Raw genomic sequence first — 26,472 nt, 5'->3', positions numbered from 1 at the left:
GAGTCCGGACATCCGAAAGGAAGGACGGCCCCAGGGCTCGCCACAGTACTCCATTCGGGCCACCTGGGTGGACCGCCGCGCCGCCGAACTTGTCCCGGACGGCGGGAGTTGGGCTGCCCTCGATCGGGTCCATATCCGGCCGGACCTGCACGCGCGCCCGTTTTCGGGTGTCTTCCTTCACAAAATCTCCGGAAACGGAACTATCCGTTTCGCTGACGTGTCAGTAACGGGAGAAGGCGTTGGAGCGCGAGGGGCAGGACACGCAGGGGATGGCGATGGGTCAGAAGACGGTGCTGGACGTGGGACCGGAGCAGGAGAAGGAGAAGAAGAAGCTCGATCTGAGCGCGGCTCAGGTCGCGGGCTCCTCCCTCGCCACGGTCGCGGCGGCCCTGCTCGCCTCACAGATGGGCGTCTACGGGACCATCCTCGGCGCCGGCGTGGTGAGCGTGGTGGCCACCGCGGGCGGACCCGTCATCCAGCACTTCTTCCGCCGCACCGGCGACCAGCTGCGCGAGTCGGCCCGGCCGAAGGCCCGTCAGGTCCCCGTGGACGGGCCCGGGTCCGCTCCCGCGGGGCGGGCGCCGGACGGCACGATGCTGCTGGGCACCGTCTCCGTCGGCGGCCCGCCGTCCGACGAGGAGTTCGGCGCGGGCACGGTCCACGGCACCCGGATGCGGGGCTGGAAGCGGACGGCCCTGGCCTCCGGGGCGGCCTTCGCCATAGCGCTCGGCGGCCTCGGAACCTACGAGGCCGTGGCCGGCACCTCGGTCAGCGCCGGCGGCGACACGATCTTCACGGCCGGAGTCGGCAAGGCCCGCGACTACAAGCCCGACCCGCCCAAGGAGGAGCGGGGCACGGGCAACGGCACGGGGGAGAAGGGCGGGAAGACCCCGGACACCGGGACCTCCCCGAGCTCCTCGCCGTCGAACGGCGGCCGGAGCCCGAAGCCCGACCCGGACACCTCGCCGTCCGCCGACCCGTCGTCCAGCCCCAGCCCGACCCCGCCGAAGCCCGATCCCTCGCAGAGCACCACGCCCCCGAAGCCCGATCCTTCGCCGAGCAGCACGCCCCCGAAGTCCCCGGCGCCGGGGACCGGCCAGGAATCGCCGGCCCCCTGAGGGATCGGTCCCCCGGGCTCAGTCGCCCAAGACCCGCCGCAGGTAGTCGTTGCCGAAGACCCGGTCCGGGTCCAGCCGGTCCCGGAGCGCGGTGAACTCCCCGAAGCGCGGGTACACCCCGGCGAAGTACTCCGCGTCCCGCGTGTGCACCTTGCCCCAGTGCGGGCGCCCGCCGTACTCGGTGAAGATCCGCTCGGCGGCCGTGAAGTAGGCCTGGTACGGGGTGCCCTTGTACATGTGCACCGCGATGTACGCGCTCTCGCGGCCCGAGGCGGTCGACAGGGTGATGTCGTCCGCCGGAGCCGTCCGCACCTCCACCGGGAAGCTGATCCGCAGCCCGGAGCGGTCCACCATGGCTTTCAGCTCCCGCAGTGCCTCGACGACGCGCTCGCGCGGAAGGGCGTACTCCATCTCCACGAACCGCACCCGGCGCGGGCTGGTGAACACCTTGTACGGGATGTCCGTGTAGGTGCGCGCCGACAGGGCGCGGCTCGCGATCCGGGCGATGGAGGGGATGGCCGCCGGGACGGCGCGGCCGAAGGAGTTGACGGCCTGGAAGAGGCCGTTGGACAGCAGCTCGTCCTCGACCCAGGCGGAGACCGCTCCGGGCGGGGCGGCCGGGCCCTGGCTGCGGTTGTTGCGCTTGGTGTTGCAGTTGCCGGTGTGCGGGAACCAGTAGAACTCGAAGTGCTCGTTCTCCGCGTGGAGCTGGTCGAACTCCGCGGTCACCCGGTCGAAGGCCATGGGCTCCTCACGGGCGGTCAGGAAGAAGAGCGGCTCCACGGCGAAGGTGAGGGCGGTGACGACGCCGAGCGCGCCGATGCCCAGCCGGGCCGCCGCGAAGACCTCGGGATTCTCCTTCTCGGAGCACGCCAGCAGCTGTCCGTCCGCCGTGACCAGCTCCAGGCCGCGGATCTGGGCGGCGATGGAGGCCGAGTCGCGGCCGGTCCCGTGGGTGCCGGTGCTGGTGGCGCCCGAGACCGTCTGCTCCATGATGTCGCCCATGTTGGTGAGCGACAGGCCCTCCTTGGCGAGGGCCAGGTTGAGGTCCTTGAGGACCGTGCCCGCCGCCACGGTGACGGTGCCGGCGGACCGGTCGATCGCCTGTATCCCGGCCAGCGCCTGCGGGCGGATCAGTACGCCGTCGGTCGCGGCGGCCGCGGTGAAGGAGTGGCCGGTGCCGACCGCCTTCACCTTCAGCCCGTCCCCGGCGGCCCGGCGGACCGCCTCCTGAAGCTCCCCGACCGAGGCCGGGGTGACCACGCGCGCGGGCGTGGCGCTGACGTTGCCCGCCCAGTTATGCCACGCGGCGGTCCGTGTCCCGCTGCTGCCTGCTGTCCCCGTCGTCGCCATCGTTGGAAGGCTCCTCCCCTTGCGCCGGCCTCGTCAGCCGGCGGTAACCCGCGAACGCAACCGCCGCCGCGGCGGCCCCCGCCGAGATGGAGACGACGTACCCGGTCCTCGCGCCGGCGGCGTCGATGACCCAGCCGGCCACGGAGGACCCGAGCGCGACCCCGACCGCGAGCCCGGTGCCCGTCCAGGTCATCCCCTCGGTCAGCTTCGCGCGTGGTACGTGCGCCTCGATCAGGGCCATCGTGGTGATCATCGTGGGAGCGATGGCGAGGCCCGAAACGAAGAGCGCCACGGCCAGAAACGGAAGGTTCCCGGCCAGTAGGAGGGGGATCATACTCACGGCCATCGCACAGATGCCCAGCACCCACCTGCGTTCGGCCTTGCCCTTGAGGTGGAGCAGGCCGAAGACGATGCCGGCGAGGCAGGACCCGACCGCCCAGATCGCGAGGATGAAGCTCGCCCACGCCTTGTGCCCCTGCTCCTCGGCGAAGGCCAGCGTGACCACGTCGATGGAGCCGAAGATGGCCCCGGTGGCCACGAACGTGGCCACCAGCACCTGGAGTCCGGGGGAGCGCAGCGCCGAGGTCCGGTCGGAGTCCTCGCCGCGCGGGTGCGGGGCGGGCTCGGTGGCGCGCTGCGCGGTCAGCCACCACACGCCCACGAGCAGGCAGACCCCGGCGACCAGCGGGCCCGCCTCGGGGAACCAGGTGGTGGAGAGCCCGATGGCGAGGATCGGCCCGAAGATGAAGCAGACCTCGTCCAGGACGGATTCCAGGGAGTACGCCGTGTGCAGTTCGCGCGGCGAGTCCCGGTAGATGGCCGTCCACCGGGCCCGGATCATCGCGCCCACGCTGGGTACGCAGCCCGCGAGCGCGGCGAAGACGAACAGGGTCCAGTCGGGCGCGTGGTTGGCCGCGCACAGCAGCAGCCCGGAGATGGCGAGGATCGCCAGCAGGCTCGCCGGGCGCAGGACGCGGCGCTGGCCGTACTGGTCGACCAGGCGGGACACCTGCGGGCCGATCCCGGCGGCGGAGAGCGCGAGCGTGGCGGTGAGGGCGCCGGCCAGCGAGTACCGGCCCGTGAGCTCGGAGATCATCGTCAGGATGCCGATACCGACCATGGAGAGCGGCAGCCGGCCTATGAGGCCGGCCGCGCTGAAGCCCCGGCTCCCGGGGGCGGCGAAGATCGCGCGGTAGGGACTGGGCAAGGTGCCCTCCGTAAGGGACGTCATTGGCCCATACAGGTTACGGCCGCACCCGGGCCGCCCGCCTGACGAAGCCGCGGGGGGCGGGGAGGGGGGTCCCGGCCCCCGGCGGAGCGGTCCCGCAGGACGGGCCTGTTTTCCGCGGGACGGCGGCGGGTGGCAGGATTCGAAGCATGTCTGACCAGCTCCGCGCCTCCGCCGCCGGCTCGGCCGAAGGCCCCGCCGCCCCCTACGACGCCCTCCTGCTGCTGTCCTTCGGCGGCCCCGAGGGGCCCGACGACGTCGTGCCGTTCCTGGAGAACGTCACGCGCGGCCGCGGCATCCCGCGCGAGCGGCTCAAGGAGGTCGGGCAGCACTACTTCGGCTTCGGCGGCATCAGCCCGATCAACGGTCAGAACCGCGAGCTGCTGGACGCCCTGCGCAAGGACTTCGCCGGGCACGGGCTGGACCTGCCGGTCTACTGGGGCAACCGCAACTGGGCCCCGTACCTGAACGACGTGATGCGCGAGATGGCCGCCGACGGGCGCCGCCGCATCGCGGTGCTCGCGACCAGCGCGTACGCCTCGTACTCGGGCTGCCGGCAGTACCGCGAGAACCTCGCCGACGCGCTCGCCCTGCTCGTGGAGGAGGGCGTGGCCGAGGCCGACCTGCCCCAGGTCGACAAGCTGCGGCACTACTTCAACCACCCCGGCTTCGTGCAGCCCATGATCGACGGGGTGCTGGCCTCGCTGGCCTCGCTGCCCGAGGAGGTCCGCGCCGGGGCGCACCTGGCCTTCACCACGCACTCCATCCCGAACGCGGCCGCGGACGCCTCCGGCCCGGTGGAGGAGCACACGGCGGGCGGCGAGGGCGGGGCCTACGTCAAGCAGCACCTGGACGTCGCGCGGCTGATCGCCGACGCGGTCCGCGCCGAGACCGGCACCGAGCTGCCCTGGGAGCTCGTCTACCAGTCGCGCAGCGGCGCCCCGCACATCCCGTGGCTGGAGCCGGACATCTGCGACCACCTGGAGGCCCTGCACGGAGCGGGCGCCCCCGCGGTGGTCATGGTGCCCATCGGCTTCGTCTCGGACCACATGGAGGTGCTGTACGACCTCGACACGGAGGCGACGGCGAAGGCCGCCGAGCTGGGGCTGCCCATCGCCCGCTCGGCCACGGTCGGCGCCGACCCCCGGTTCGCGGCGGCGGTACGGGACCTCGTGCTGGAGCGGGCCGCGGCGGAACGCGGGGAGGCCGTGGAGCGCTGCGCGCTCGGCCTGCTCGGAGCGAGCCACGACCTGTGCGCCGTGGGCTGCTGCCCGGCGCGCGGGCCCCGGCCCGCGGCGGCGGGCGTGGACAGCCCGTACGCGTAGCCGCCGGTGTGCCCGGTCCGGTGTCCCCGGTCCGGTGTGTGCAGTGAAGTCCGCAGAAGTCGATGAACGGGAGCCCGGCGTGATCTCCGAAGAGCTGAAGACCGAACTGCTGGACGTGGCCCTGGAGGCGGCCGGCCGGGCGGGCGCGCTGCTGCGGGACGGGCGGCCCGCCGATCTGGCGGTCGCCTCGACCAAGACGAGCCCGATCGACGTGGTGACCGAGATGGACATCGCGGCCGAGAAGCTGATCACCGGCATCCTCGGGGAGCGGCGGCCCGAGGACGGGCTGCTGGGCGAGGAGGGCTCGGAGTCGGCCGGCACCAGCGGCGTGCGGTGGGTCATCGACCCGCTGGACGGCACGGTGAACTACCTCTACGGGCTGCCGACCTGGGGCGTGTCCATCGCGGCCGAGTACCGCGGGGAGACGGTGGCCGGGGTCGTGGCGGCGCCGATGCGCGGGGAGACGTACCACGCGGTGCTGGGGCGCGGTGCCTGGCTGGGCGGCGCCCGCCTCGCCTGCCGGCCGGCCGCTCCGCTGGACCAGGCGCTGATCGGCACCGGGTTCGCGTACGTCCAGAGCCGGCGGGCGCACCAGGCGGACGTCGCGCAGCGGATCATCCCGCTGGTACGGGACGTCCGGCGCGGCGGGTCGGCGGCGATCGACCTGTGCGACGTGGCCGCCGGACGGCTGGACGGGTACTGGGAGCGCGGGCTGAACCCCTGGGACCTGGCGGCGGGAGAGCTGATCGCGCGGGAGGCCGGCGCGGTCACGGGCGGCCGTCCCGGGGAGCCCGCCTCGGGCGAGCTCGCGATCGCCGCGACCCCCGCGGTGTTCGCCTCGCTGCGGCCGCTGCTGGAGGAAGCCGGGGCCTGGCACGACTGAGCTCGGGCGCGCCCGCGGGCCCCGGGGAGGCCCCGGGCGGGCCCCGGAGGTGCTCCCGGACGTGAAGGAACCCCGGCGGCCGGGTGGCGGCCTCCGGGGTCCGGGGGGTGTGCACGAGCCGGTGGATGACTACCGGCAGCTGGAGTCAGCAGGCGGAGACGGTGACCGGAACGCCGTGATCGGCTGCGATGCGCTGGAGGTCTTCCAGCTCCGCCTGTTCCACTTCCGCGAGGAAGTCGTCGCCCGTCTCGCGAGCCTGCCTGAGGTCCGACTGCGTGCTCCTGATGCGCTGCAGGAGACCCGCGGTGAATGCGTCCATGGTGGGTTCGCCCCCTCTTCGTGGGTCGGCGGCGGCACGTGGCAGTGCGCCGTCAGGGAGGTGTTCGGGGTGTGAAGTCGTCCTCCCCGCCGCGTTGGACCCAGAAACCTCGTGAGGCGAGGGAATCCTCACTTCCGTCCCCGGAGCCACGGCCGCAGTCACCGCCCGAGCACCCGCCTGCGGCGTCTTACAGCCGGTTTACCGGCGAAAGGGGCAGGATGGAGGCCACATGACACACCTGCCCTGACGGGCTCTGAGGAAGGAAACGACGTGCGCGTACTCGTCGTCGAGGACGAGCAGCTGCTCGCCGATGCGGTGGCCACCGGACTGCGCCGGGAGGCCATGGCCGTGGACGTCGTGTACGACGGCGCCGCGGCCCTGGAGCGCGTCGGAGTGAACGACTACGACGTGGTCGTGCTCGACCGGGACCTCCCGCTCGTGCACGGCGACGACGTGTGCCGGAAGATCGTCGAGCTCGGCATGCCCACCCGCGTGCTCATGCTGACGGCCTCCGGCGACGTGAGCGACCGGGTCGAGGGCCTGGAGATCGGGGCGGACGACTACCTGCCCAAGCCCTTCGCGTTCACCGAGCTGACCGCCCGGGTACGGGCCCTCGGCCGGCGCACCACGGTCGCGCTGCCCCCCGTACTGGAGCGCGCGGGGATCAAGCTGGACCCGAACCGGCGCGAGGTGTTCCGCGAGGGCAAGGAGGTGCAGCTGGCGCCGAAGGAGTTCGCGGTGCTGGAGGTCCTCATGCGCAGCGAGGGCACGGTCGTGTCCGCCGAGCAGCTCCTGGAGAAGGCGTGGGACGAGAACACGGACCCCTTCACCAACGTGGTGCGCGTGACGGTGATGACGCTGCGCCGCAAGCTCGGGGAGCCGCCGGTCATCGTGACCGTCCCCGGTTCCGGCTACCGGATCTGACGCGGGTGGCAGCGACCCCGGCGCCACCCGCCGCGCCACCGAAACCGACCTGGGACCCCGGCCAGCCCGAGGGTCCTTTCCCTTGGCTGCGGCCGACCATCCGGATACGCCTGACGCTGCTGTACGGCGGGATGTTCCTGATCGCCGGCATCCTGCTGCTGTCGATCATCTACCTGCTGGCGGCCCAGGCGCTGCGCCAGGGCAACGCGCTGCCGTTCACGATCGTGGACGGGGGCCCGATCCGGGTCAGCAGCACCTGCCCCGGCGTGAACGGTTCGGGACAGGCGGTCGAACAGTTCAACGCCGCGATCAACTCGTGCATCCTCGAACAGCGCCGGCACGCGCTGGACGATCTGCTGAGCCGCTCGCTGATGGCGCTGATGGGGCTGAGCATCATCGCCTTCGCCTTCGGTTACGCGATGGCCGGCCGGGTGCTCTCGCCGCTCGGCAAGATCACCCGTACCGCCCGCCGGGTGGTCGGCTCCGACCTGACCCGGCGGATCGAGCTGGACGGTCCGGACGACGAGCTCAAGGAGCTCGCCGACACCTTCGACGAGATGCTCGACCGGCTGGAGCGGGCCTTCACGGCCCAGCAGCGGTTCGTGGCCAATGCCTCGCACGAGCTGAGGACCCCGCTGGCCATCAACCGGACGCTGCTGGAGGTGCACCTGTCCGATCCCGGGGCGCCGGTGGAGCTCCAGCAGCTCGGCAAGACCCTGCTGGCCACCAACGAACGCAGCGAGCAGCTGGTCGAGGGCCTGCTGCTGCTGGCCCGCAGCGACAACCAGATCATCGAGCGCAAGCCCGTGGACCTGGCCGAGGTGGCCTCGCGCGCCCTCGACCAGGCGCGCGGGGAGGCGCAGGCCAAGGGCGTGGAGATCCGCGGCGAGCGCGCGCTGGCCGTGGTCCAGGGCAACGGCGTGCTGCTGGAGCGGATCGCGCTCAACCTGGTGCAGAACGCCGTCCGCTACAACGTGCCCGAGGGCGGCTGGGTGGAGGTCACCACCGAGGCCGTGCACGGGCAGGCGGTCCTGCTGGTATCGAACACGGGTCCCGTGGTTCCCGCGTACGAGGTGGACAACCTCTTCGAGCCCTTCAGACGGCTGCGTACGGAGCGCACGGGCAGCGACAAGGGTGTCGGGCTCGGCCTCTCCATCGCGCGCTCCGTGGCGCGCGCACACGGCGGGAGGATCCAGGCGGTCCCGCGCGAGGGCGGTGGCCTCGTGATGCGTGTCACTCTGCCCTTGTGAGGGCGGCCACCCCGTGTTCGCTGTTGGCTGAATGCTTGGGTCATGAAGACAGTGACTTCTGTGCGATCGATCACAGTGTCGAGTGTCCGGCCCTATGCGCTCAGTGACCTTGGCGGGGCCGGAAAGCCCGGGAAGTCCGGGTTTCCGGCCCCCCTAGCGGCGGGAAATACATGGGGTGGCGTTTGTGCAAGACGGCCCCCGGACCGTGTACGGTCCCGGTCGTCATCCCAGCCAATCGCTCTTCTGAATGTGCGGCTGGGTGTCGATTGAGTAACAGACCTTGATGTGAGGCAAAATCTCCGCCTCAGGTCGGGCACAAGTCCGGCCTCTCGCGCGTTACGTGCGCTGAGACACCCGCTAAATCCCAGAGGGGGAGAGCGAACTATGGCAACGGACTACGACACCCCGCGCAAGACCGACGACGACGTAGACAACGACAGCATCGAAGAGCTGAAGGCTCGTCGCAACGAGAAGTCGTCCTCGAACGTCGACCTGGACGAAATCGACAACGCCGAGGGCCTCGACCTGCCCGGCGCAGACCTCTCCAACGAGGAACTGGCCGTACGGGTCCTGCCGAAGCAGGCCGACGAGTTCACCTGCACGAGCTGCTTCCTGGTGCACCACCGCAGCCAGCTGGCGCGCGAGAAGAACGGTCAGCCGATCTGCCGCGAATGCGACTGAGAGGCGTCGGCCGTGACTGGCTCGACACCCTTTCGGAAGCGGCGCTTCCGAAAAGCTGGTGATCCGGCGGTGACGCACGAGGGGACCGAGGGCCTGGAAACAGGCCCTGGAGCCCCCGGCGTACCCGCCGTGCTCCCCGACACCGCCACGGCGGTGCCGTCGGCCTCCGAGGCCGGCGAGGGGCCCCGGAAGCACTCCGGGGTCCGTCGGCTGCAAGCCGTCAAGAACGGTGTGCGCAAGGGCGGCGAAAGCGCCAGGGCCGCCGCCCTTTACCTCACCGACCGAGTCATCGAGAACGCACCGCGCGTTCCGGTTCGGGACCTCGCGACCCTGCGCGCGCAGTTCCCGGGCCTCGGGCCCGATCAGCTGGCCGACAAACTGATCTCGGGCGCCGCCAACGCCACTTCCACGGTCGGCGCCGGGATCGGCGCGGCCGCCATGCTGCCGGTGCCTCCCGCCATGCCGGCCGAACTCGCCGCCGAGATCACCGGGGTCGCCGCGATCGAGCTGAAGCTCATCGCCGAACTCCACGAGGTCTACGGCCTGCGACCGCACGGCAACCTCAAGGAACGCAGCGTCGCCTACCTCACGTCCTGGACGGAGGAGCGCGGGGTCGACCTGACCAAGCCGACCACGCTGAACGCGGCGCTCGGCGGCCAGATGAAGCGCGAACTGCGCCAGCAGATCATGAAGCGGATGTTCCGCAACCTGCCCAACCTGATGCCGTTCATGGTCGGCGCCGCGGTCGGAGCGGTCATGAACCGCCGGGACACCCGCAAACTCGCCGAGAAGGTGCGTGCGGACCTGCGGGCCCGCGCCGTGCCCTGGAACGCGCTGCCGCAGCTCCCGCCCCTGGAGCGGCCCGCCGAGCCCCTTCCCGAGGCGGCCAGGGCCGCCGTCGAGGGCCGGGTGTTCGACCCGCGGGCCATCGATCCGAGCGTCGCCGATCCGCGGGCCGTCGATCCCCGCGCCGTCGATCCGCGGGACTGAGCCCGGCCGGGGTCAGTCCCGGCCCTGCGCCGCGCGGATGGCCGCCGCCAGGGCCTGCGGCTCGCGGGTGGAGACGTAGACGTACGGGGTCGGGTCGGCCGGGTCGGTGATCTCGACGCGCACCGCCGTCGGCACGTAGCCGCGCATCAGCATGAAGGCGCGGGCGTCGGCCTTGTACGTGCGCCAGGCGAGGGCCTCCTCGGGGTCCAGCACCTCCGGGTCGCCGAGCGCCGCCACCGGGATCCGGGCCTCTCCGGCGGCCAGCGCGCCGCCCACCACGCGCACGCGCTGGGAACCGTACGAACTCACCAGCAGCCCCGTCAGCGCGGTGCCCCCGACCAGCCCGGCCAACAGCGGCAGCGTGCCCAGCGGGAACAGCATGAGCGCGCAGGCCAGGCCGGTGAGGACGGCGATGGCCCACCAGGAACGGGGGGCTGTCAGGCGTTCGTCGTGGTGCGCGGGGGAGAGCTGCATGCGGCCAAGCCTGCCACGAGGCGACCGGCGGGTAGCCGCGCGGGTAAGGTCTGCGGCTGTGAGTGGACGAAACACAGCGTTGACGCCCCCCGCCGATGCCACGGCGCCGGTGCGGCACCCCGATGCCCCGGCCCCCGGCGAACTCCTCGGCGCGCACTACGAGCACTGCTTCGGCTGTGGCGACGGCCAGCCCCACGGACTCCACCTGGAGGCCCGCGCGGGCGAGGGCGTGCGCGTCACCGCGGAGTTCACCGTCAAGCCCGCCCATCAGGGCGCGCCCGGCCTCGCGCACGGCGGCGTGCTCGCCACGGCGCTCGACGAGACCCTGGGCTCCCTGAACTGGCTGCTGCGCGTCATCGCCGTCACCGGCCGGCTGGAGACGGACTTCGTCCGGCCCGTGCCCGTGGACACCGTGCTGTACCTGGAGGCCGAGGTCACCGCCGTCGCCGGCCGGAAGATCTACTCCAGCGCGGTCGGCCGAATAGGCGGACCCGAGGGCCCGGTCGCGCTGCGCGCCGACGCCCTCTTCATCGAGGTGAAGGTCGACCACTTCATCGACAACGGACGGCCCGAGGAGATCCGGGCGGCGATGGCCGACCCGGACCAGGTCAGGCGCGCACGCGCCTTCGAGGTGAACCCCTGATGTCTGAGAACAACACCGGCGTGGACGTGGCCATCCGGCGCGTCGACCCGGAGGTGCCGATTCCGGCCTACGGGCACCCCGGCGACGCCGGCTGCGATCTGGTCACCACCGTGGCCGCGGAGCTGGAGCCGGGGGAGCGGGCGGTCCTGCCCACCGGGATCTCCATCGCGCTGCCCGAGGGGTACGCGGCGTTCGTGCACCCGCGCTCGGGCCTGGCCGCCCGCTGCGGGATCGCACTCGTGAATGCCCCCGGGACGGTGGATGCCGGGTACCGTGGGGAGATCAAGGTGATCGTGGTCAATCTCGACCCGCGCGAGAGCGTCAGGTTCGAGCGTTTCGACCGCATTGCCCAGCTGGTTGTCCAGCGAGTCGAGCAGGTGCGCTTCCGCGAGGTGGCGCAGCTTCCCGACTCGGCGCGGGCCGAGGGGGGTTTCGGCTCCACCGGTGGTCATGCGGCCGTGGCCGGATCCGGCGCTGGTCAGCAGGGTGGGAATGGCTACGCTTCGGTCGTATCCGACCGGGAAGGACAGTGACGTGTTCGGACGTCGCAAGAAGAACGACTCCGTCAAGGACGGCGGCGCGGCCGAGCAGGTCGTCGACGGCGTCGGTGCCGATGAGCAGGACGGCACGGAGGAGACAGACGCGGTCCAGCCGCGCAGGGTGAACCTGCCGCCGGCCCCGCGTCCCGACGGCCCGTGGGACATCTCGGAGGTCCCCGGCAACCCCGAGGAAGGCCGGGTCGACCTCGGCGGCATCCTCGTACCGGGTGTCGAGGGGATGGAGCTGCGGGTCGAGGTCGCCGGAGACGCGATCGTCGCCGCGACCGTGGTGCTCGGCGACAGTGCCGTGCAGCTGCAGGCCTTCGCCGCCCCCCGCAAGGAGGGCATCTGGGGCGAGGTCCGCGAGGAGATCGCCGAGGGCATCACCAAGCAGGGCGGCATCATCGACGAGGTCGAGGGTCCGCTGGGCTGGGAGCTGCGCGCGCAGGTCCCCGTACCGCTCCCGGACGGGCAGACCGGCGCCCAGCTGGTCCGCTTCGTCGGGGTGGACGGCCCGCGCTGGTTCCTGCGCGGTGTCATCTCCGGCCAGGGCGCGGTGCGTCCCGAGTCGGCCGGTGTGCTGGAGCGGATCTTCCTGGACACCGTCGTGGTCCGCGGCGAGGGCCCGATGGCCCCGCGCGACCCGATCGTCCTGAAGCTGCCGAACGACGCGCAGATGGTGCCGGACGGCGTGCAGACCGACGACGCCGCGGACCAGGAAGGCTCCCGCTTCGGCGGGGGCATGGGCCAGCTGGAGCGCGGCCCGGAGATCACCGAGGTCCGCTGACCCCGGCACGATCCCGTACGGCCGTGGGCCGCACTCCTCCGGGGGTGCGGCCCACGGCCGTACCCCCGGCCAGGGTGTTTGCCGGCGTCAGGGAACCGTCAGGGATCCGCCGACAGCAGGTCATCGGCGCGTGAACGGGGCGGACGTCCCGGAGAATGGCGCCATGGGACGCGGCAAGCTCAGGATCTATCTCGGCTCGGCCCCCGGCGTGGGCAAGACGTACGCCATGCTCTCGGAGGGCCACCGCCGGGTCGAGCGCGGCACCGACTGCGTCGTGGGCTTCGTCGAGCACCACGGGCGGCCGCGCACCGAGGTCATGCTGCACGGCCTGGAGCAGGTGGAGCGCAAGGAGCTCGTCTACCGGGGCGCCGCCTTCACCGAGATGGACGTGGAATCCCTGCTGGCCCGCAGGCCCGCCATAGCCCTGGTGGACGAACTGGCGCACACCAACGTGCCGGGCTCGCGCAACGCCAAGCGCTGGCAGGACGTGGAGGAGCTGCTGCGGGCCGGGATCGACGTGATCTCCACGGTCAACATCCAGCACCTGGAGTCCCTGGGCGACGTGGTGGAGTCGATCACCGGTGTGCGGCAGCGGGAGACCGTCCCCGACGAGGTGGTGCGCCGTGCCGACCAGATCGAGCTGGTCGACATGTCCCCGCAGGCCCTGCGCCGCCGCATGGCGCACGGCAACATCTACAAGTCCGACAAGGTCGACGCGGCCCTGTCCAACTACTTCCGCCCAGGGAACCTGACCGCGCTGCGCGAGCTCGCGCTGCTCTGGGTCGCCGACCGGGCCGACGAGTACCTCCAGCAGTACCGGGGCGAGCACAACATCCGCTCCACCTGGCAGGCGCGCGAGCGGATCGTGGTGGGCCTCACCGGCGGACCCGAGGGGCGCACCCTCATCCGGCGCGCCTCCAGGGTGGCGGCCAAGGGCTCCGGCAGCGAGATCCTGGCCGTCTACATCGCCCGCAGCGACGGGCTGACCGCTGCCTCGCCCAAGGAACTCGCGGTCCAGCGGACGCTGGTCGAGGACCTCGGCGGAACGTTTCACCATGTGATCGGCGACAACGTCCCCGAGGCGCTCCTCGAATTCGCCCGCGGGGTCAACGCCACCCAGATCGTGCTCGGCTCCAGCCGCCACCGCTCCTGGCGGTACGTGTTCGGCCCCGGGGTCGGCGCCACCGTCGCCCGCGACTCGGGGCCCGACCTCGACGTGCACATCGTCACGCACGAGGAGGTCGCCAAGGGCCGCGGCCTGCGGCCCGTGGCCCGCTCGGCGGCCCGGCTCGGCCGGACCCGGCTGCTGGCCGGCTGGGTGGTCGGGGTGGCCCTGCCGCTGGCCCTGGCGGCCCTGCTGACGCACATCGACACCGACCCCGGTCTCGCCAACGAGATGCTGCTGTTCCTGGCCCTGACCGTGGCCGCCGCCCTGCTCGGCGGGCTCTGGCCGGCACTGGCCTCCGCCGCCGTGGGCTCCCTGCTGCTGAACTACTACTTCGCCCCGCCCATCCACCGCTTCACCGTCTCGGACCCCAAGAACATCGTCGCCATCGCCGTCTTCTTCGGCGTCGCGGGCTCCGTGGCCTCCGTCGTCGACGCCGCCGCCCGCCGCACCCACCAGGCCGCCCGGCTGCGCGCCGAGTCCGAGATCCTCTCCTTCCTCGCCGGCAGCGTGCTGCGCGGCGAGACCACCCTGGACGCGCTGCTGGAACGGGTCCGCGAGACCTTCGCCATGGAGTCGGTGGCCCTGCTGGAGCGCGAGAGCGACGTGGAGCCCTGGCAGCCGGCCGGCAGCGTCGGCCCGAACCCGGTCGCCCGCCCCGAGGACGCCGACGTGGACATGCCGATCGGCGACCACATGGCGCTGGCCCTGTCCGGACGGGTGCTGCCCGCCGAGGACCGGCGCGTGCTCGGCGCCTTCGCCGCGCAGGCCGCCGTCGTGCTCGACCGGCAGCGGCTGGTCGGGGAGGCGGAGGAGGCCCGGCGGATGGCGGAGGGCAACCGGATCCGGACCGCGCTGCTGGCCGCCGTCAGCCATGACCTCCGTACGCCCCTGGCCTCCATCAAGGCCTCCGTGAGCTCCCTGCGCTCCGACGACGTGGAATGGTCCGAGGAGGACCGGGCCGAGCTCCTGGAGGGCATCGAGGACGGCGCCGACCGGCTCGACCACCTCGTGGGGAACCTGCTCGACATGTCGCGGCTCCAGACCGGCACCGTCACCCCGCTGATCCGCGAGATCGACCTCGACGAGGTGGTCCCGATGGCGCTGGGCGGCGTACCCGAGGGCAGCGTGCTGCTCGACGTCCCGGAGACCCTGCCCATGGTGGCCGTGGATCCCGGGCTGCTGGAGCGGACCGTGGCCAACGTGGTGGAGAACGCGGTGAAGTACAGCCCGCCGCAGGAGCAGGTGCTGGTGGCGGCCAGCTTCCTCGGCGACCGGGTCGAGGTACGGGTCGTGGACCGCGGGCCCGGCGTGCCCGACGAGGCCAAGGACCGGATCTTCGCCCCCTTCCAGCGGCACGGCGACGCGCCGCGCGGCGCCGGGGTCGGGCTCGGACTGGCCGTCGCGCGCGGCTTCGCCGAGGCCATGGACGGCACCCTGGAGGCCGAGGACACCCCCGGGGGCGGGCTCACGATGGTGCTCACGCTCCGGGCCGCGACCGGCGGACGGCCGCAGGTCCCCGTGAGCGTGGACGGCGAGGGGCGCAGCGCGCCCGGCGGGCCGGAGCCGGGCGGGGCCGGGGGACACCCGGCGGACTTTGATCTCGATTCGATACGACAGAAGGCAGGACCCCGATGACCCGGGTGCTCGTGGTGGACGACGAACCCCAGATCGTCCGGGCCCTCGTGATCAACCTGAAGGCACGCAAGTACGAGGTCGACGCGGCCGCCGACGGGGCGAGCGCCCTGGAACTGGCGGCCGCCCGCCACCCCGACGTGGTCGTCCTCGACCTGGGCCTGCCCGATATGGACGGGGTCGAGGTGATCAAGGGGCTGCGCGGCTGGACCCGGGTCCCGATCCTGGTCCTCTCCGCCCGGCACAGCTCCGACGAGAAGGTCGAGGCGCTGGACGCGGGCGCCGACGACTACGTCACCAAGCCCTTCGGCATGGACGAGCTGCTCGCCAGGCTGCGCGCCGCCGTCCGGCGGGCGGAACCGGGCGCCGGGGCCGGCGAGGACGAGGTGGTCGTCGAGACCGAGACCTTCACGGTGGACCTCGCGGCGAAGAAGGCGGTGCGCGCCGGTCGCGACGTACGCCTCACGCCCACCGAGTGGCACCTGCTGGAGGTGCTGGTGCGCAACGGCGGCAAACTGGTCAGCCAGAAGCAGCTCCTCCAGGAGGTCTGGGGGCCCTCGTACGGGACCGAGACCAACTACCTGCGGGTCTACATGGCCCAGTTGCGGCGCAAGCTGGAGGCCGACCCCTCGCACCCGAGGCACTTCATCACCGAACCGGGCATGGGATACCGCTTCGAGAGGTAGTGGGGGCGCCGGTACGCTTCCTGTATGAGTGCTGAACCGCGTCCCGAGAAGCCCGCGAAGCCGGCGAAGCCCGCCAGGCCGGCGGGCCGGTTCCGCCGGATGATAGAGCGGCTGTCCACCTCGCAGGAGGAGCTGCATTCGGCGGAGCTGCAGGAGGACGCAGAAGCCGCGGGGTGCACGCGGATCTGCGACTGCCACGACCGTCAGATAGTGAAGGTGACCGGGACGCTGCGAACCGTCACCCTGCGGCCGCGCGCGGGCGTCCCCGCCCTGGAGGCCGAGCTGTTCGACGGCTCGGCCGCGCTGGACGTCGTCTGGCTCGGACGTCGCTCGATCGTGGGAATCGAACCCGGCCGTCGCATGATCGCCTCCGGGCGGATCTCGATGAGCCACGGCCGTCGGGTGCTCTTCAACCCGAAGTACGAACTCCGACCGCTCGGACAGGAGCACTGACGGTGACGTCACTCGACAAACCGAACACCCCCGGCACGGATCCCGCCGCGGAACCGACCGCGGACCAGAAGGCCGTCACGCAGGCTGCCCTCTTCGACGCCTTCGGCGGCATCCGGGGCACCGTGGAGACGATGCTCCCCGGCCTGCTCTTCGTCATGATCTACACGATCAACAAGGACGTGAAGCTGTCCGCCATCGCGGCGGGCGCGGTCGCGGTCCTGCTGGTGATCGTGCGGCTGGCGCGCAAGGACACCGTCAAGCACGCCTTCAGCGGAGTCTTCGGCGTGGGCGTGGGCGTGGCCTTCGCCCTGTTCACGGGCAGCGCGAAGGGCTTCTACCTGCCCGGCATGATCTACGGCGCCGGTCTCGGCGTGGCCTTCACGCTCTCCGCGCTGGTGGGCTTCCCGCTGCTGGGCGTGATCCTGGGACCGGTCTTCAAGGAGAACCTGTCCTGGCGCACCCGCAACCCCGGGCGCAAGAAGGCGTACGTCAAGGCCAGCCTGGCCTGGGGCCTGATCTTCCTCGCGAAGTACGCGATCCTCTTCCCGCTGTACTGGTGGGGCGACGCGACGCAGCTCGGCTGGGTGCTGATCGCGCTGAAGCTGCCGCCGATGGTGCTCGCCGTGTACTTCACCTGGCTCTTCCTGGCGCAGGCGCCGCCGCCGATCAACGTGATCGAGGAGTGGGAGGCCGAGGAGGCCGCGCAAAAGGCGGCGAAGGGCTAAATCAGCCCCGCCGGCGTTTGAGGCGCGGGGTCTGGGGCGGAGCCCCAGGGGTCCGGGCGCAGCCCGGGGAACGGTGGAAGGGCGGGTAGGGGAGAGCCCCCGCAGGGCACCGCCCCGCAGACCGGCCCGGCCGCGCACGCAGCCCCGTAGCCGGGATGTACGAAGGGGCGGCTGACCACGATGGTCAGCCGCCCCTTCGGCGGTTCAGCGGGACCGCAGGTCAGTCCGCGGCCTGCAGGAGGTCCTCCAGCTGCTCCTCGCGGGCCTGGGCGGCCACGAAGAGGAGCTCGTCGCCCGGCTCCAGGGTCTCCTCGCCGTGCGGCGTGAGCACCCGGTTGCCGCGGATGATCGTGACCAGCGAGGTGTCCTCGGGCCAGGTGATCTCGCTGATCTGCTTGCCCGCGACCTGGGAGTCGGCGGGCAGGGTCAGCTCGACGAGGTTGGCGTCGCCGTGGCTGAAGCGCAGCAGCCGGACCAGGTCGCCGACGCTGACGGCTTCCTCGACCAGCGCCGACATCAGGCGCGGCGTTGACACGGCCACGTCGACGCCCCAGGACTCGTTGAAGAGCCACTCGTTCTTCGGGTTGTTCACCCGCGCCACGACCCGGGGGACCCCGTACTCGGTCTTGGCGAGGAGGGAGACGACCAGGTTGACCTTGTCGTCGCCGGTCGCGGCGATGACCACGTTGCAGCGCTGGAGCGCCGCCTCGTCGAGCGAGGTGATCTCGCAGGCGTCGGCCAGCAGCCACTCCGCCTGCGGCACCCGCTCCACCGAGATGGCGGTCGGGGCCTTGTCGACGAGGAGCACCTCGTGACCGTTCTCCAGGAGCTCGCCCGCGATGGAACGCCCCACCGCGCCGGCTCCGGCGATCGCGACCCTCATGCGTGTGCCTCCTCAGGCCCCTCGGCGAAGGCGGCCTCCACCTTGTCGATCTCGTCCGTGCGCATCATCACGTGGACGAGGTCGCCCTCCTGGAGGACGGTCGCCGACGTCGGCAGCATGGCCTCGCCCAGCCGGGTGAGGAAGGCGACGCGGACGCCGGTCTCCTCCTGCAGCCGGCTGACCTTCTGGCCGATCCAGGCGGTGGAGGTGTGCACCTCCGCGAGCTGGACACCGCCGCTCGGGTCGCGCCACAGCGGCTCGGCGCCCGAAGGCAGCAGCCGGCGGAGCATCTGGTCGGCCGTCCAGCGGACGGTGGCGACGGTGGGGATGCCCAGGCGCTGGTAGACCTCGGCGCGCTTGGGGTCGTAGATGCGGGCGGCGACGTTCTCGATGCCGAACATCTCGCGGGCCACCCGGGCGGCGATGATGTTGGAATTGTCACCACTGCTCACCGCGGCGAAGGCGCCCGCCTCCTCGATGCCGGCCTCGCGCAGCGTGTCCTGGTCGAAGCCGACCCCGGTGACGCGACGGCCGCCGAATCCGGCTCCCAGCCGGCGGAATGCGGTGGGGTCCTGGTCGATGACCGCGACCGTATGCCCCTGCTGTTCCAGGGTCTGCGCGAGGGCGGAGCCCACTCTTCCGCAGCCCATAATGACGATGTGCACGGCCGTCCTTCCGGCTGTCAGCGGCTCGCTGGGTTCCAGCCTCATTGCTGCTCTGGCTTAACAGGGTCTCAGACCATGGCCCAAGCTACACACGGGCGGTCACCAGTGTGACCATTTGGACGGTCGGCTGCGTTCCTTTGCCCTGGATGCGGCGCTCCTTTGCCCCGGATGCGGTGGGACTTCACGCCGTATAGGGGGTGGGGGGTTCGTCAGGCCGATTTCGAACGCTTACGATCCTCTGCGTGTCCAAACTGACCGACGTGCCCAAACGGATCCTGATCGGCCGGGCGCTACGCAGCGACCGCCTCGGGGAAACACTCCTTCCCAAGCGGATCGCCCTCCCTGTCTTCGCGTCCGACCCGCTCTCCTCGGTGGCATATGCCCCTGGCGAGGTCCTGCTGGTCCTGTCGATCGCAGGCGTGTCGGCGTATCACTTCAGCCCCTGGATCGCCGTCGCGGTCGTCGTGCTGATGTTCACCGTGGTCGCCTCCTACCGGCAGAACGTCCACGCCTACCCCAGCGGCGGCGGTGACTACGAGGTCGCCAACACCAACCTCGGACCCCGGGCCGGTCTCACCGTCGCGAGCGCCCTGCTCGTCGACTACGTCCTCACGGTCGCCGTATCGATCTCCTCCGGGGTCGAGAATCTCGGCTCCGCCGTCGATTTCGTCATCGAGCACAAAGTGCTCTCCGCGATGATCATGATTCTGCTGCTCACGCTGATGAATCTGCGCGGTGTGAAGGAATCCGGGAATCTCTTCGCGATCCCGACCTACGTGTTCGTCGGCGCCGTCTTCGTGATGATCGCCTGGGGCGCCTGGCGCGGCCTGGTCATGGGCGACACCATGGAGGCCCCGACGGCCGGCCTGGAGATCAAGGCCGAGCATCAGGGGATCGCCGGCTTCGCGCTGGTCTTCCTGCTGCTGCGCGCCTTCTCCTCCGGCTGTGCGGCCCTCACGGGCGTCGAGGCCATCAGCAACGGCGTACCCGCCTTCCGCAAGCCCAAGAGCAAGAACGCGGCCACCACCCTCGCCCTCATGGGCGGCCTGGCCGTCACCATGTTCTGCGGGATCATCGGCCTGGCCATGGCCACCGACGTCAAGATGGCGGAGAAGCCCGCCACCGACCTGCTGGAGAACGGCGTCCCGGTCGGCAGCGGGTACGTTCAGCACCCGGTCATCTCCCAGGTCGCCGAGGCCGTCTTCGGCAACGGCAGCTTCCTCTTCATCCTGCTCGCCGCGGCCACCGCGCTCGTCCTCTTCCTCGCCGCGAACACCGCGTACAACGGCTTCCCGCTGCTCGGCTCGATCCTCGCCCAGGACCGCTACCTGCCGCGCCAGCTGCACACCCGCGGAGACCGCCTCGCCTTCTCCAACGGCATCGTGCTGCTCGCGGGCGCCGCGATGCTGCTGGTGTGGATCTACGACGCCGACTCGACGAAGCTGATCCAGCTCTACATCGTCGGCGTCTTCGTCTCCTTCACGCTGAGCCAGATCGGCATGGTCCGGCACTGGAACCGCCACCTGCGCGCCGAGCGCGATCCGGCGGCGCGCCGCCGGATGCACCGGTCCCGGGCGATCAACACCTTCGGCGCCTTCTTCACCGGCATGGTGCTGGTGGTCGTCCTGGCCACCAAGTTCACCCACGGCGCCTGGGTCGCCCTGCTGGGCATGGTCATCTTCTACGGAACGATGTCCGCGATCCGCAAGCACTACGACCGGGTCGCCGAGGAGATCGCCGCCGCGGAGGGCCCGAGCGACGACAGCGTGCGCCCCTCCCGGGTCCACTCCATCGTCCTGGTCTCCAAGGTCCACAAGCCCACCCTGCGCGCCCTGGCCTTCGCCAAGCTGACCCGCTCGGACCGGCTGGAGGCGCTCAGCATCAGCGTCGACCCGGTCGAGACCAAGGCCCTGCGCGAGGAGTGGGAGCGGCGCGGCATCAACGTTCCGCTCAAGATCCTCGACTCCCCGTACCGCGAGATCACCCGCCCGGTCGTCGAGTACGTGAAGGGCCTGCGCAGCGAGAACCCGCGCGACGCCGTCAGCGTGTACATCCCCGAGTACGTCGTCGGCCGCTGGTACGAACACCTCCTCCACAACCAGAGCGCGCTGCGCCTCAAGGGCCGCCTGCTCTTCACGCCCGGCGTGATGGTCACCTCGGTGCCCTACCAGCTGGAGTCCTCGGAGCTGGCCAAGAAGCGGGCGAAGAAGCGCGCGGAGTGGAACGCCCCGGGCGCGGTGCGCCGCGGGCCGGTGGACGCCCCGCGGCCGAAGGACCCGGCGGCCAAGGGCTGACGGAGCACGCCGCCGCAGGGTGGCGAACGGCCGGACGAGATCCACGTAAACTGGTGGGTCGGCCGTCCGGCCGTTCCTTTTGATCCGATCCGATCTTCTGATCCACATCTCCTTGGAGTCTCCCCACCATGACGAGCGAGCAGAACGAGAAGCAGTCACTGGTCGGGGAGGAGTACGAGGTCGAGGTCGGCCCCGTCGCGCACGGCGGGCACTGCATCGCCCGGACCGCCGAGGGCCGCGTCCTGTTCGTCCGGCACACCCTGCCGGGCGAGAAGGTCATCGCCAAGGTCACCGAGGGCGACGTCGACTCCCGCTTCCTGCGCGCCGACGCCATCACCGTCCTCGACCCCTCCAAGGACCGCGTCGAGGCCCCCTGCCCGTACGCCGGCCCCGACAAGTGCGGCGGCTGCGACTGGCAGCACGCCAAGCCGGGCGCCCAGCGCCGGCTCAAGGGCGAGGTCATCGCCGAGCAGCTGCTGCGGCTCGCCGGGCTCACCCCGGAGCAGGCCGGCTGGGACGGTACGGTCATGCCGGCCGAGGGCGACAAGGTGCCCGCCGGGCAGGTCCCGCAGTGGCGCACCCGCGTCCAGTACGCGATCGACGCGGACGGAGTCGCGGGCCTGCGCAAGCACCGCTCGCACGACATCCAGCCGGTCGACCACTGCATGATCGCCGCGCCGGGCGTCACCGAGCTCGGCATCGAGCAGCAGGACTGGCCGCAGATGGCCACCGTCGAGGCCATCGCCGCCACGGGCTCGGGCGACCGCCAGGTGGTCCTGACCCCCCGCCCGGGCGGCCGCCTCCCGCTCGTCGAGCTCGACAAGCCGGTCTCCGTGCTCCGCGTCGAGGAGAAGGACGGCGGAGTCCACCGCGTCCACGGCCGCCCCTTCGTGCGCGAGCGCGCGGACGGCCGTACGTACCGCGTCGGCATGGGCGGCTTCTGGCAGGTCCACCCCCAGGCCGCCGACACCCTGATCAAGGCCGTCATGCAGGGCCTGATGCCCCGCAAGGGCGAGATGGCCCTCGACCTCTACTGCGGCGTCGGCATCTTCGCGGGCGCCCTCGCGGAACGCCTCGGCGAAACCGGCGCGGTGCTGGGCATCGAGTCCACGAAGCGCGCGGTCGAGGACGCCCGCCACAACCTCGCCGACTTCCCCCGCGTCCGCATCGAGCAGGGCAAGGTCGAGGCGATCCTCCCGAAGACCGGCATCACGGAATGCGACCTGGTCGTCCTGGACCCGCCCCGCGCGGGCGCGGGCAAGCAGACGGTCCGCCAGGTGGCCGGCCTCACCCCGCGCCGCATCGCCTACGTGGCCTGCGACCCGGCAGCCCTGGCCCGCGACCTGGGCTACTTCCAGGAGGCGGGCTACAAGGTCCGCACCCTGCGCGCCTTCGACCTCTTCCCGATGACCCACCACGTGGAGTGCGTGGCGATCCTGGAACGAGTGGCGAAGGACGCCTGACCTGCGGGTCCGGGTGGTGTGCGTGACCGAGGGCTCCACCGCGCGGCGGTGGGGCCCTCGGCTTTATCCGATTCATCCGAGTGCGCGGGTTTCGAGCTCGGGCCGGGGCTCGAGTACGTCCTCGCCGTAGAGGTCTTGGACCCAGGCGGTCTGGTAGACGGTTTCCAGGTAGCGCTCGCCGAGGTCGGGGGCGATGGTGACCGCGGTCAACGGGTGTTCCTGCCGGGCCAGCCATTGTGTGGCGCCGCTGACGACGGTGCCGGTGGAGCCGCCGAAGACGAAGCCGTGGCGGGCCAGTTGATGGCACGTGCGGATCGTCTCGGCTTCGTCGACGTGCACCACGTCGTCGACGTAGGAGGTGTCGAGGAGCGGCGGGCGGATGCTGGTGCCGAGGCCGGGGATCATGCGACGGCCGGGTGGGTATCCGAAGGTGGCGGAGCCCTCCACGTCGATCGCGACGATGCGCACCGGGCGGTGCCAGGAGCGGAAGTAGCGGGCGCACCCCATGAGGGTCCCGGTGGTGCCGGCCCCGACGAAGAGGACGTCGAGGTCGGGGAAGGCGCGGGCGATGGCCGGCGCGGTGGTGCGGTAGTGGGCGATCTGGTTGTTGAGGTTCGTGTACTGGTTGAGCCACACGTAGCGGTCGTCGGAGGCGCACAGGGCGCGGACGTGGTCGATGCGGGCGCCGAGCAGGCCGCCGGTGGGTGAGGGCTCGGTGATGATGTGGACCTGCGCGCCGAGCGCTTCCAGGAGGAGCCGGGTCGCCAGGTTGCAGCGGGAGTCGGTCACGCACACGAACCGGTAGCCCTTGCTGGCCGCGATCATGCTCAGGGCCACGCCGAGGTTGCCGGAGGAGGATTCGACCAGGGTCGAGCCGGGGGTGAGCAGGCCGTCGCGTTCGGCGGCCTCGACCATGGCGGTCGCGGCCTTGAGCTTGATGGACCCCGCGAAGTTGAATCCCTCGCACTTGAGGAACAGCCGGTGTCCGGTGATCGCCTCGAGGTCGACGTACAGGTCGTCCTGGATGAATGCCTGGGGTGTGGATATGACCGGCATGGGATACCTCCCTGTACACGCGCACTCGCGCTCTTCGGGACCCCTTCAGTACGCCGGGTGACCGCGGCCCTGTCATGCCACCGGATCTCGGGGCTTGACGCCGGACGTGATCAGGGGTAGCCGCGGCGGGGGAGCCCGGCTCCGTCCGTCGCTCGGTCGCTCGGAGTGGCGGACGCGCGGTGTCAAGCCACGAGATTCAGCGGCATGACGGGCCCCTCCCGGCCGGGCCTACTGGAGGGGCGGCATTGCGGTCCACCCTCGAAGGCGTGGGGCCTCGATGCCGGATGCACCGTCCGACGGCGCAATCCGAGGAGACCCCCATGACATCCGCCCACACCCCGACGGCCGGCCCGCCCGGCACCTCGACGCCTCCGGTTTCCGGCAGCGCGTCCGAAGACCGGTCACCCGGCACGTCCGGCGGCCCGGCGGCCGAGACCGCGCGGCTCCTCGCGGAGGTGCTGGCCGGCGTCGTGGGTGTGGACCGGGTACCGGGCGACAGCAACTTCTTCGATGATCTGGGCGCCGACTCGCTGGTGATGGCAGGGTTCTGCGCCCGCGTGCGGAAGCGGGCGGACCTGCCGCCCGTGTCGATGAAGGACGTCTACCGTCATCCCACGGTCGACAGCCTGGCCGCCGCGCTCACCCGGGCCGAGCCCGTGGCCTCCGGGCCCATGGCCTCCGAGCCCGTGGCCACTGCGTCCTCCGCGTCTTCCGAGCCCTCCGGGTCTGCTGCCCGGGCGCGCACCGGCCAGTACCTGCTGTGCGGCATGCTGCAGCTCCTGGCGTTCCTCGGCTACTCCTACCTCGCCGCCCTGGCCGCGGTCCGCGGCGTGGAGTGGATCGGTGCCGGTGCCGGCGTGCTCGACGGCTACCTGCGGTCCGTACTGGTGGGCAGCGCCGGCTTCGCCGGTCTGTGTCTGGTGCCGATCGTGGCGAAGTGGACCCTCATCGGACGTTTCACGCCCCGCGAGTTCCCCGTCTGGAGCCTCGGCTACGTGCGCTGGTGGCTGGTCAAGACCTTGATCCGGACGAGTCCCGCCCGCCTGTTCGTCGGATCGCCGGTGTACGTGGCGTACCTGAGGGCGCTGGGCGCGAAGATCGGGCGCAACGTGGCGGTCTTCTCCACGCACGTCCCCGTCTGTACCGATCTGCTCACGATCGGTGACGGAACGGTGATCCGCAAGGACGTGCTCTTCTCCTGCTACCGGGCACACGCCGGTGTCATCCAGACCGGCCCCGTCACCCTCGGCGACGAGGTCCTCGTCGGCGAGCAGACCGTCCTCGACATCCACACGTCGATGGGCAGCCGGGCCCAGCTCGGGCACGCCTCCAGCCTGCACGCCGGTCAGGCGGTCCCCGCCGGCGAGCGCCGGCACGGGTCACCGGCCGAGCCCACCGGCACGGACTTCCGTACGGTCGGTCCCGTCGACTGCTCCACCGCCAGGAAGGTCCGCTACACCGCCGGGCAGCTGCTCGCCCTGGCGCTGGTGTACCTGCCGCTGGCCACCGGAGGCGTCACCGTGCTGCTGGCCGCACTGCCGCAGCTGCACACGCCGACGCCGCAGGCCGGGACGTCGGCGTTCACCAGCGGGACGTTCTACCTGGGTGCACTGGCCGCGTCCTTCGTGCTGTTCTTCGGCGCCGTTCTCGCCGGGCTGGTCGTCCAGGGCGTGGTGCCCCGCCTGCTCAACCTGGCGGTCGAGCCGGACACGGTCCATCCGCTCTACGGCTTCCAGTACGGGCTGCAGCGGGCCATCGCGCTCCTGACCAACAGGAAGCTCTTCGCGATGCTGTTCGGGGACAGCTCCGCGATCGTCCACTACCTGCGCTACCTCGGCTACGACTTGTCCCGCGTCACGCAGACCGGTTCGAACTTCGGCAGCGAAATGAAGCAGGACACCCCGTTCCTGAGCTCGGTGGGCAGCGGCACGATGGTCGCCGACGGCCTGTCGGTCATCAACGCCGAGTACTCCAGCACGTCGTTCAGACTGTCCCGGGTCTCGATCGGCGCCCACAGCTTCCTCGGCAACCACATCGCCTATCCCGCGAGGGCCAAGACCGGTGACAACTGTCTGCTGGCGACGAAGGTGATGGTCCCGGTCGACGGAGAAGTACGGGAGAACGTGGGCCTGCTGGGCTCGCCCTCCTTCGCCATTCCGCGCACGGTGCTGCGGGACACCCGGTTCCAGGAGCTGGAGAGCGGCAGCGAGCTGCGCCGGCGCCTGGCCGCCAAGAACCGGCACAACGCCGTCACGGCGGGGCTGTACCTGACGGCGCGGTGGATCCACATCTTCGGCCTGAGTCTCCTCGGCCTCGGCGCCGCAGCCCTGTACCCCTCGCTGGGCGCGTCGGCGTTCGCGCTGGCCGCGGTCCTCGGCACGCTGTTCACCGTCGTCCACTTCGCGCTGATCGAACGGGCCACCACCGGGTTCAAGGACCAGGAACCGCTGTACTGCTCGATCTACGAGCAGCCGTTCTGGCGGCACGAGCGCTACTGGAAGGCGGCCTCCGTCCCCTATATGCAGGCCTTCGACGGGACCCCGTTCAAGAACCTCGTCTGGCGCCTGCTGGGCGCGCGGATCGGCAAGCGGGTCTTCGACGACGGCTGCTTCTTCCCGGAGCGGACCCTCGTCACCATCGGCGACGACTGCACGCTGAACGCCGGCACGGTGGTCCAGTGCCACTCGCAGGAGGACGGCGCCTTCAAGTCCGACCGCACCACGATCGGAGACGGCTGCACCCTCGGTGTCGGCGCGTTCGTCCACTACGGCGTGACGCTGGCGGACGGCGTCGAACTCGCCTGCGACTCCTTCCTCATGAAGGGCGAGCAGGTCCCAGGGCGGGCCCGGTGGGCAGGGAACCCGGCCCGGCCGCTGCCCGACAACGCCCCCGCGACTTTCCTGAACCAGAGCATCTGACGCAGCGTCGCGTCT

General features: G+C 71.4%; 24 protein-coding genes. 17 read left to right on the top strand and 7 right to left on the bottom strand.

Annotation, left to right across the window (positions count from 1 at the left end):
- Nucleotides 1–275: 275 nt before the first annotated feature.
- Complete coding sequence (locus tag OG898_RS02175) at nucleotides 276–1,118, top strand: hypothetical protein (RefSeq protein WP_250742941.1); 843 nt, start codon at nucleotides 276–278, stop codon at nucleotides 1,116–1,118.
- An 18-nt stretch (nucleotides 1,119–1,136) separates the two neighbouring features.
- Here OG898_RS02175 and OG898_RS02170 read toward each other — a convergent pair whose 3' ends face one another.
- Together OG898_RS02170 and OG898_RS02165 are read right to left on the bottom strand one after the other, a co-directional pair.
- Nucleotides 1,137–2,471, bottom strand: a complete 1,335-nt coding sequence (locus OG898_RS02170) for a D-arabinono-1,4-lactone oxidase (RefSeq protein WP_250742940.1) — start codon at nucleotides 2,469–2,471, stop codon at nucleotides 1,137–1,139.
- A complete protein-coding gene (locus OG898_RS02165; protein WP_266954634.1) occupies nucleotides 2,416–3,678 on the bottom strand; it encodes an MFS transporter in 1,263 nt (420 codons plus the stop codon). The genes OG898_RS02170 and OG898_RS02165 overlap by 56 nt, the downstream gene beginning before the upstream one ends.
- Before the next feature lie 170 nt (nucleotides 3,679–3,848).
- On the opposite strand from OG898_RS02165, the gene OG898_RS02160 reads away from it, so the two are divergent.
- Both OG898_RS02160 and OG898_RS02155 read left to right on the top strand, forming a co-directional pair.
- On the top strand, nucleotides 3,849–5,024 hold the full coding sequence (locus OG898_RS02160) for a ferrochelatase (protein WP_250742938.1): 1,176 nt from the start codon (nucleotides 3,849–3,851) through the stop codon (nucleotides 5,022–5,024).
- 82 nt (nucleotides 5,025–5,106) lie between these two features.
- Complete coding sequence (locus OG898_RS02155; RefSeq protein ID WP_266960030.1) at nucleotides 5,107–5,907, top strand: inositol monophosphatase family protein; 801 nt, start codon at nucleotides 5,107–5,109, stop codon at nucleotides 5,905–5,907.
- Nucleotides 5,908–6,052: 145 nt separating this feature from the next.
- Here OG898_RS02155 and OG898_RS02150 read toward each other — a convergent pair whose 3' ends face one another.
- Complete coding sequence (locus OG898_RS02150; protein ID WP_250742937.1) at nucleotides 6,053–6,226, bottom strand: hypothetical protein; 174 nt, start codon at nucleotides 6,224–6,226, stop codon at nucleotides 6,053–6,055.
- A gap of 270 nt (nucleotides 6,227–6,496) precedes the next feature.
- On the opposite strand from OG898_RS02150, the gene OG898_RS02145 reads away from it, so the two are divergent.
- The 4 genes from OG898_RS02145 to OG898_RS02130 all read left to right on the top strand — a co-directional run bounded on the left by OG898_RS02145 (nucleotide 6,497) and on the right by OG898_RS02130 (nucleotide 10,071).
- Nucleotides 6,497–7,150: a response regulator transcription factor gene (locus tag OG898_RS02145; RefSeq protein ID WP_112451148.1), complete on the top strand. Its 654-nt coding sequence runs from the start codon at nucleotides 6,497–6,499 to the stop codon at nucleotides 7,148–7,150.
- A gap of 5 nt (nucleotides 7,151–7,155) precedes the next feature.
- Complete coding sequence (locus OG898_RS02140) at nucleotides 7,156–8,400, top strand: HAMP domain-containing sensor histidine kinase (RefSeq protein ID WP_250742936.1); 1,245 nt, start codon at nucleotides 7,156–7,158, stop codon at nucleotides 8,398–8,400.
- Nucleotides 8,401–8,784: 384 nt separating this feature from the next.
- Complete coding sequence (locus OG898_RS02135; RefSeq protein ID WP_112451146.1) at nucleotides 8,785–9,081, top strand: DUF4193 domain-containing protein; 297 nt, start codon at nucleotides 8,785–8,787, stop codon at nucleotides 9,079–9,081.
- A 12-nt stretch (nucleotides 9,082–9,093) separates the two neighbouring features.
- On the top strand, nucleotides 9,094–10,071 hold the full coding sequence (locus OG898_RS02130; protein ID WP_266954630.1) for a hypothetical protein: 978 nt from the start codon (nucleotides 9,094–9,096) through the stop codon (nucleotides 10,069–10,071).
- A gap of 12 nt (nucleotides 10,072–10,083) precedes the next feature.
- On the opposite strand, the gene OG898_RS02125 is transcribed toward OG898_RS02130, so the two are convergent.
- Nucleotides 10,084–10,545: a DUF3093 domain-containing protein gene (locus OG898_RS02125; protein WP_250742934.1), complete on the bottom strand. Its 462-nt coding sequence runs from the start codon at nucleotides 10,543–10,545 to the stop codon at nucleotides 10,084–10,086.
- A gap of 58 nt (nucleotides 10,546–10,603) precedes the next feature.
- Here OG898_RS02125 and OG898_RS02120 point away from each other — a divergent pair, with 58 nt between their 5' ends.
- From OG898_RS02120 to OG898_RS02090, 7 genes are all read left to right on the top strand, one after another.
- A complete protein-coding gene (locus OG898_RS02120; protein WP_250742933.1) occupies nucleotides 10,604–11,188 on the top strand; it encodes a PaaI family thioesterase in 585 nt (194 codons plus the stop codon).
- Nucleotides 11,188–11,721 (top strand): dUTP diphosphatase, encoded by a 534-nt coding sequence (gene dut / locus OG898_RS02115; RefSeq protein WP_250742932.1) that lies wholly within the window; start codon nucleotides 11,188–11,190, stop codon nucleotides 11,719–11,721. Before OG898_RS02120 ends, dut begins: the two co-directional genes overlap by 1 nt.
- 1 nt (nucleotide 11,722) lies before the next feature.
- A complete protein-coding gene (locus tag OG898_RS02110; protein WP_250742931.1) occupies nucleotides 11,723–12,514 on the top strand; it encodes a DUF3710 domain-containing protein in 792 nt (263 codons plus the stop codon).
- Nucleotides 12,515–12,677: 163 nt separating this feature from the next.
- Nucleotides 12,678–15,317, top strand: coding sequence for a sensor histidine kinase KdpD (locus OG898_RS02105; protein WP_266954627.1), 2,640 nt, complete (start codon nucleotides 12,678–12,680; stop codon nucleotides 15,315–15,317).
- Nucleotides 15,314–16,000 (top strand): response regulator, encoded by a 687-nt coding sequence (locus tag OG898_RS02100; protein ID WP_250742929.1) that lies wholly within the window; start codon nucleotides 15,314–15,316, stop codon nucleotides 15,998–16,000. Before OG898_RS02105 ends, OG898_RS02100 begins: the two co-directional genes overlap by 4 nt.
- A gap of 24 nt (nucleotides 16,001–16,024) precedes the next feature.
- Entirely contained in the window at nucleotides 16,025–16,453 is a 429-nt protein-coding gene (locus OG898_RS02095; RefSeq protein ID WP_112451269.1) for an OB-fold nucleic acid binding domain-containing protein, read from the top strand.
- Between the two features lie 2 nt (nucleotides 16,454–16,455).
- Complete coding sequence (locus OG898_RS02090; RefSeq protein WP_266954624.1) at nucleotides 16,456–17,178, top strand: DUF3159 domain-containing protein; 723 nt, start codon at nucleotides 16,456–16,458, stop codon at nucleotides 17,176–17,178.
- 220 nt (nucleotides 17,179–17,398) lie between these two features.
- Here OG898_RS02090 and OG898_RS02085 read toward each other — a convergent pair whose 3' ends face one another.
- Both OG898_RS02085 and OG898_RS02080 read right to left on the bottom strand, forming a co-directional pair.
- Nucleotides 17,399–18,061 (bottom strand): TrkA family potassium uptake protein, encoded by a 663-nt coding sequence (locus OG898_RS02085; RefSeq protein ID WP_214953432.1) that lies wholly within the window; start codon nucleotides 18,059–18,061, stop codon nucleotides 17,399–17,401.
- Nucleotides 18,058–18,726, bottom strand: coding sequence for a TrkA family potassium uptake protein (locus tag OG898_RS02080; RefSeq protein WP_250742927.1), 669 nt, complete (start codon nucleotides 18,724–18,726; stop codon nucleotides 18,058–18,060). The genes OG898_RS02085 and OG898_RS02080 overlap by 4 nt, the downstream gene beginning before the upstream one ends.
- Before the next feature lie 242 nt (nucleotides 18,727–18,968).
- Between OG898_RS02080 and OG898_RS02075 the strand changes: the two genes are divergently transcribed.
- Nucleotides 18,969–21,020, top strand: a complete 2,052-nt coding sequence (locus tag OG898_RS02075) for an APC family permease (protein ID WP_250742926.1) — start codon at nucleotides 18,969–18,971, stop codon at nucleotides 21,018–21,020.
- Nucleotides 21,021–21,148: 128 nt separating this feature from the next.
- A complete protein-coding gene (locus OG898_RS02070; protein WP_250742925.1) occupies nucleotides 21,149–22,483 on the top strand; it encodes a class I SAM-dependent RNA methyltransferase in 1,335 nt (444 codons plus the stop codon).
- A gap of 72 nt (nucleotides 22,484–22,555) precedes the next feature.
- Here OG898_RS02070 and sbnA read toward each other — a convergent pair whose 3' ends face one another.
- Nucleotides 22,556–23,539 carry a 2,3-diaminopropionate biosynthesis protein SbnA gene (gene sbnA, locus OG898_RS02065; RefSeq protein ID WP_266954620.1) on the bottom strand — a complete coding sequence of 328 codons (984 nt, stop codon included), beginning with the start codon at nucleotides 23,537–23,539 and terminating at the stop codon, nucleotides 22,556–22,558.
- Nucleotides 23,540–23,859: 320 nt separating this feature from the next.
- On the opposite strand from sbnA, the gene OG898_RS02060 reads away from it, so the two are divergent.
- Nucleotides 23,860–26,457, top strand: coding sequence for a Pls/PosA family non-ribosomal peptide synthetase (locus OG898_RS02060; RefSeq protein WP_266954618.1), 2,598 nt, complete (start codon nucleotides 23,860–23,862; stop codon nucleotides 26,455–26,457).
- Nucleotides 26,458–26,472 lie beyond the last annotated feature (15 nt).

Origin of the sequence: Streptomyces sp. NBC_00193 (genome assembly GCF_026342735.1) — a bacterium.
Lineage (GTDB): Bacteria > Actinomycetota > Actinomycetes > Streptomycetales > Streptomycetaceae > Streptomyces > Streptomyces stoeckheimensis.
Note: the sequence above shows the minus strand (reverse complement) of the source record. Positions and strands in the feature narration are given on the sequence as shown.

Excerpts from the sequence above, each read along its gene's own strand:
- OG898_RS02175 (WP_250742941.1), top strand. The coding sequence starts at position 276 with ATGGGTCAGAAGACGGTGCTGGACGTGGGACCGGAGCAGGAGAAGGAG.
- OG898_RS02170 (WP_250742940.1), bottom strand. The coding sequence starts at position 2,471 with ATGGCGACGACGGGGACAGCAGGCAGCAGCGGGACACGGACCGCCGCG.
- OG898_RS02160 (WP_250742938.1), top strand. The coding sequence starts at position 3,849 with ATGTCTGACCAGCTCCGCGCCTCCGCCGCCGGCTCGGCCGAAGGCCCC.
- OG898_RS02150 (WP_250742937.1), bottom strand. The coding sequence starts at position 6,226 with ATGGACGCATTCACCGCGGGTCTCCTGCAGCGCATCAGGAGCACGCAG.
- OG898_RS02135 (WP_112451146.1), top strand. The coding sequence starts at position 8,785 with ATGGCAACGGACTACGACACCCCGCGCAAGACCGACGACGACGTAGAC.
- OG898_RS02125 (WP_250742934.1), bottom strand. The coding sequence starts at position 10,545 with ATGCAGCTCTCCCCCGCGCACCACGACGAACGCCTGACAGCCCCCCGT.
- dut (WP_250742932.1), top strand. The coding sequence starts at position 11,188 with ATGTCTGAGAACAACACCGGCGTGGACGTGGCCATCCGGCGCGTCGAC.
- OG898_RS02105 (WP_266954627.1), top strand. The coding sequence starts at position 12,678 with ATGGGACGCGGCAAGCTCAGGATCTATCTCGGCTCGGCCCCCGGCGTG.
- OG898_RS02100 (WP_250742929.1), top strand. The coding sequence starts at position 15,314 with ATGACCCGGGTGCTCGTGGTGGACGACGAACCCCAGATCGTCCGGGCC.
- OG898_RS02095 (WP_112451269.1), top strand. The coding sequence starts at position 16,025 with ATGAGTGCTGAACCGCGTCCCGAGAAGCCCGCGAAGCCGGCGAAGCCC.
- OG898_RS02085 (WP_214953432.1), bottom strand. The coding sequence starts at position 18,061 with ATGAGGGTCGCGATCGCCGGAGCCGGCGCGGTGGGGCGTTCCATCGCG.
- OG898_RS02070 (WP_250742925.1), top strand. The coding sequence starts at position 21,149 with ATGACGAGCGAGCAGAACGAGAAGCAGTCACTGGTCGGGGAGGAGTAC.
- sbnA (WP_266954620.1), bottom strand. The coding sequence starts at position 23,539 with ATGCCGGTCATATCCACACCCCAGGCATTCATCCAGGACGACCTGTAC.
- OG898_RS02060 (WP_266954618.1), top strand. The coding sequence starts at position 23,860 with ATGACATCCGCCCACACCCCGACGGCCGGCCCGCCCGGCACCTCGACG.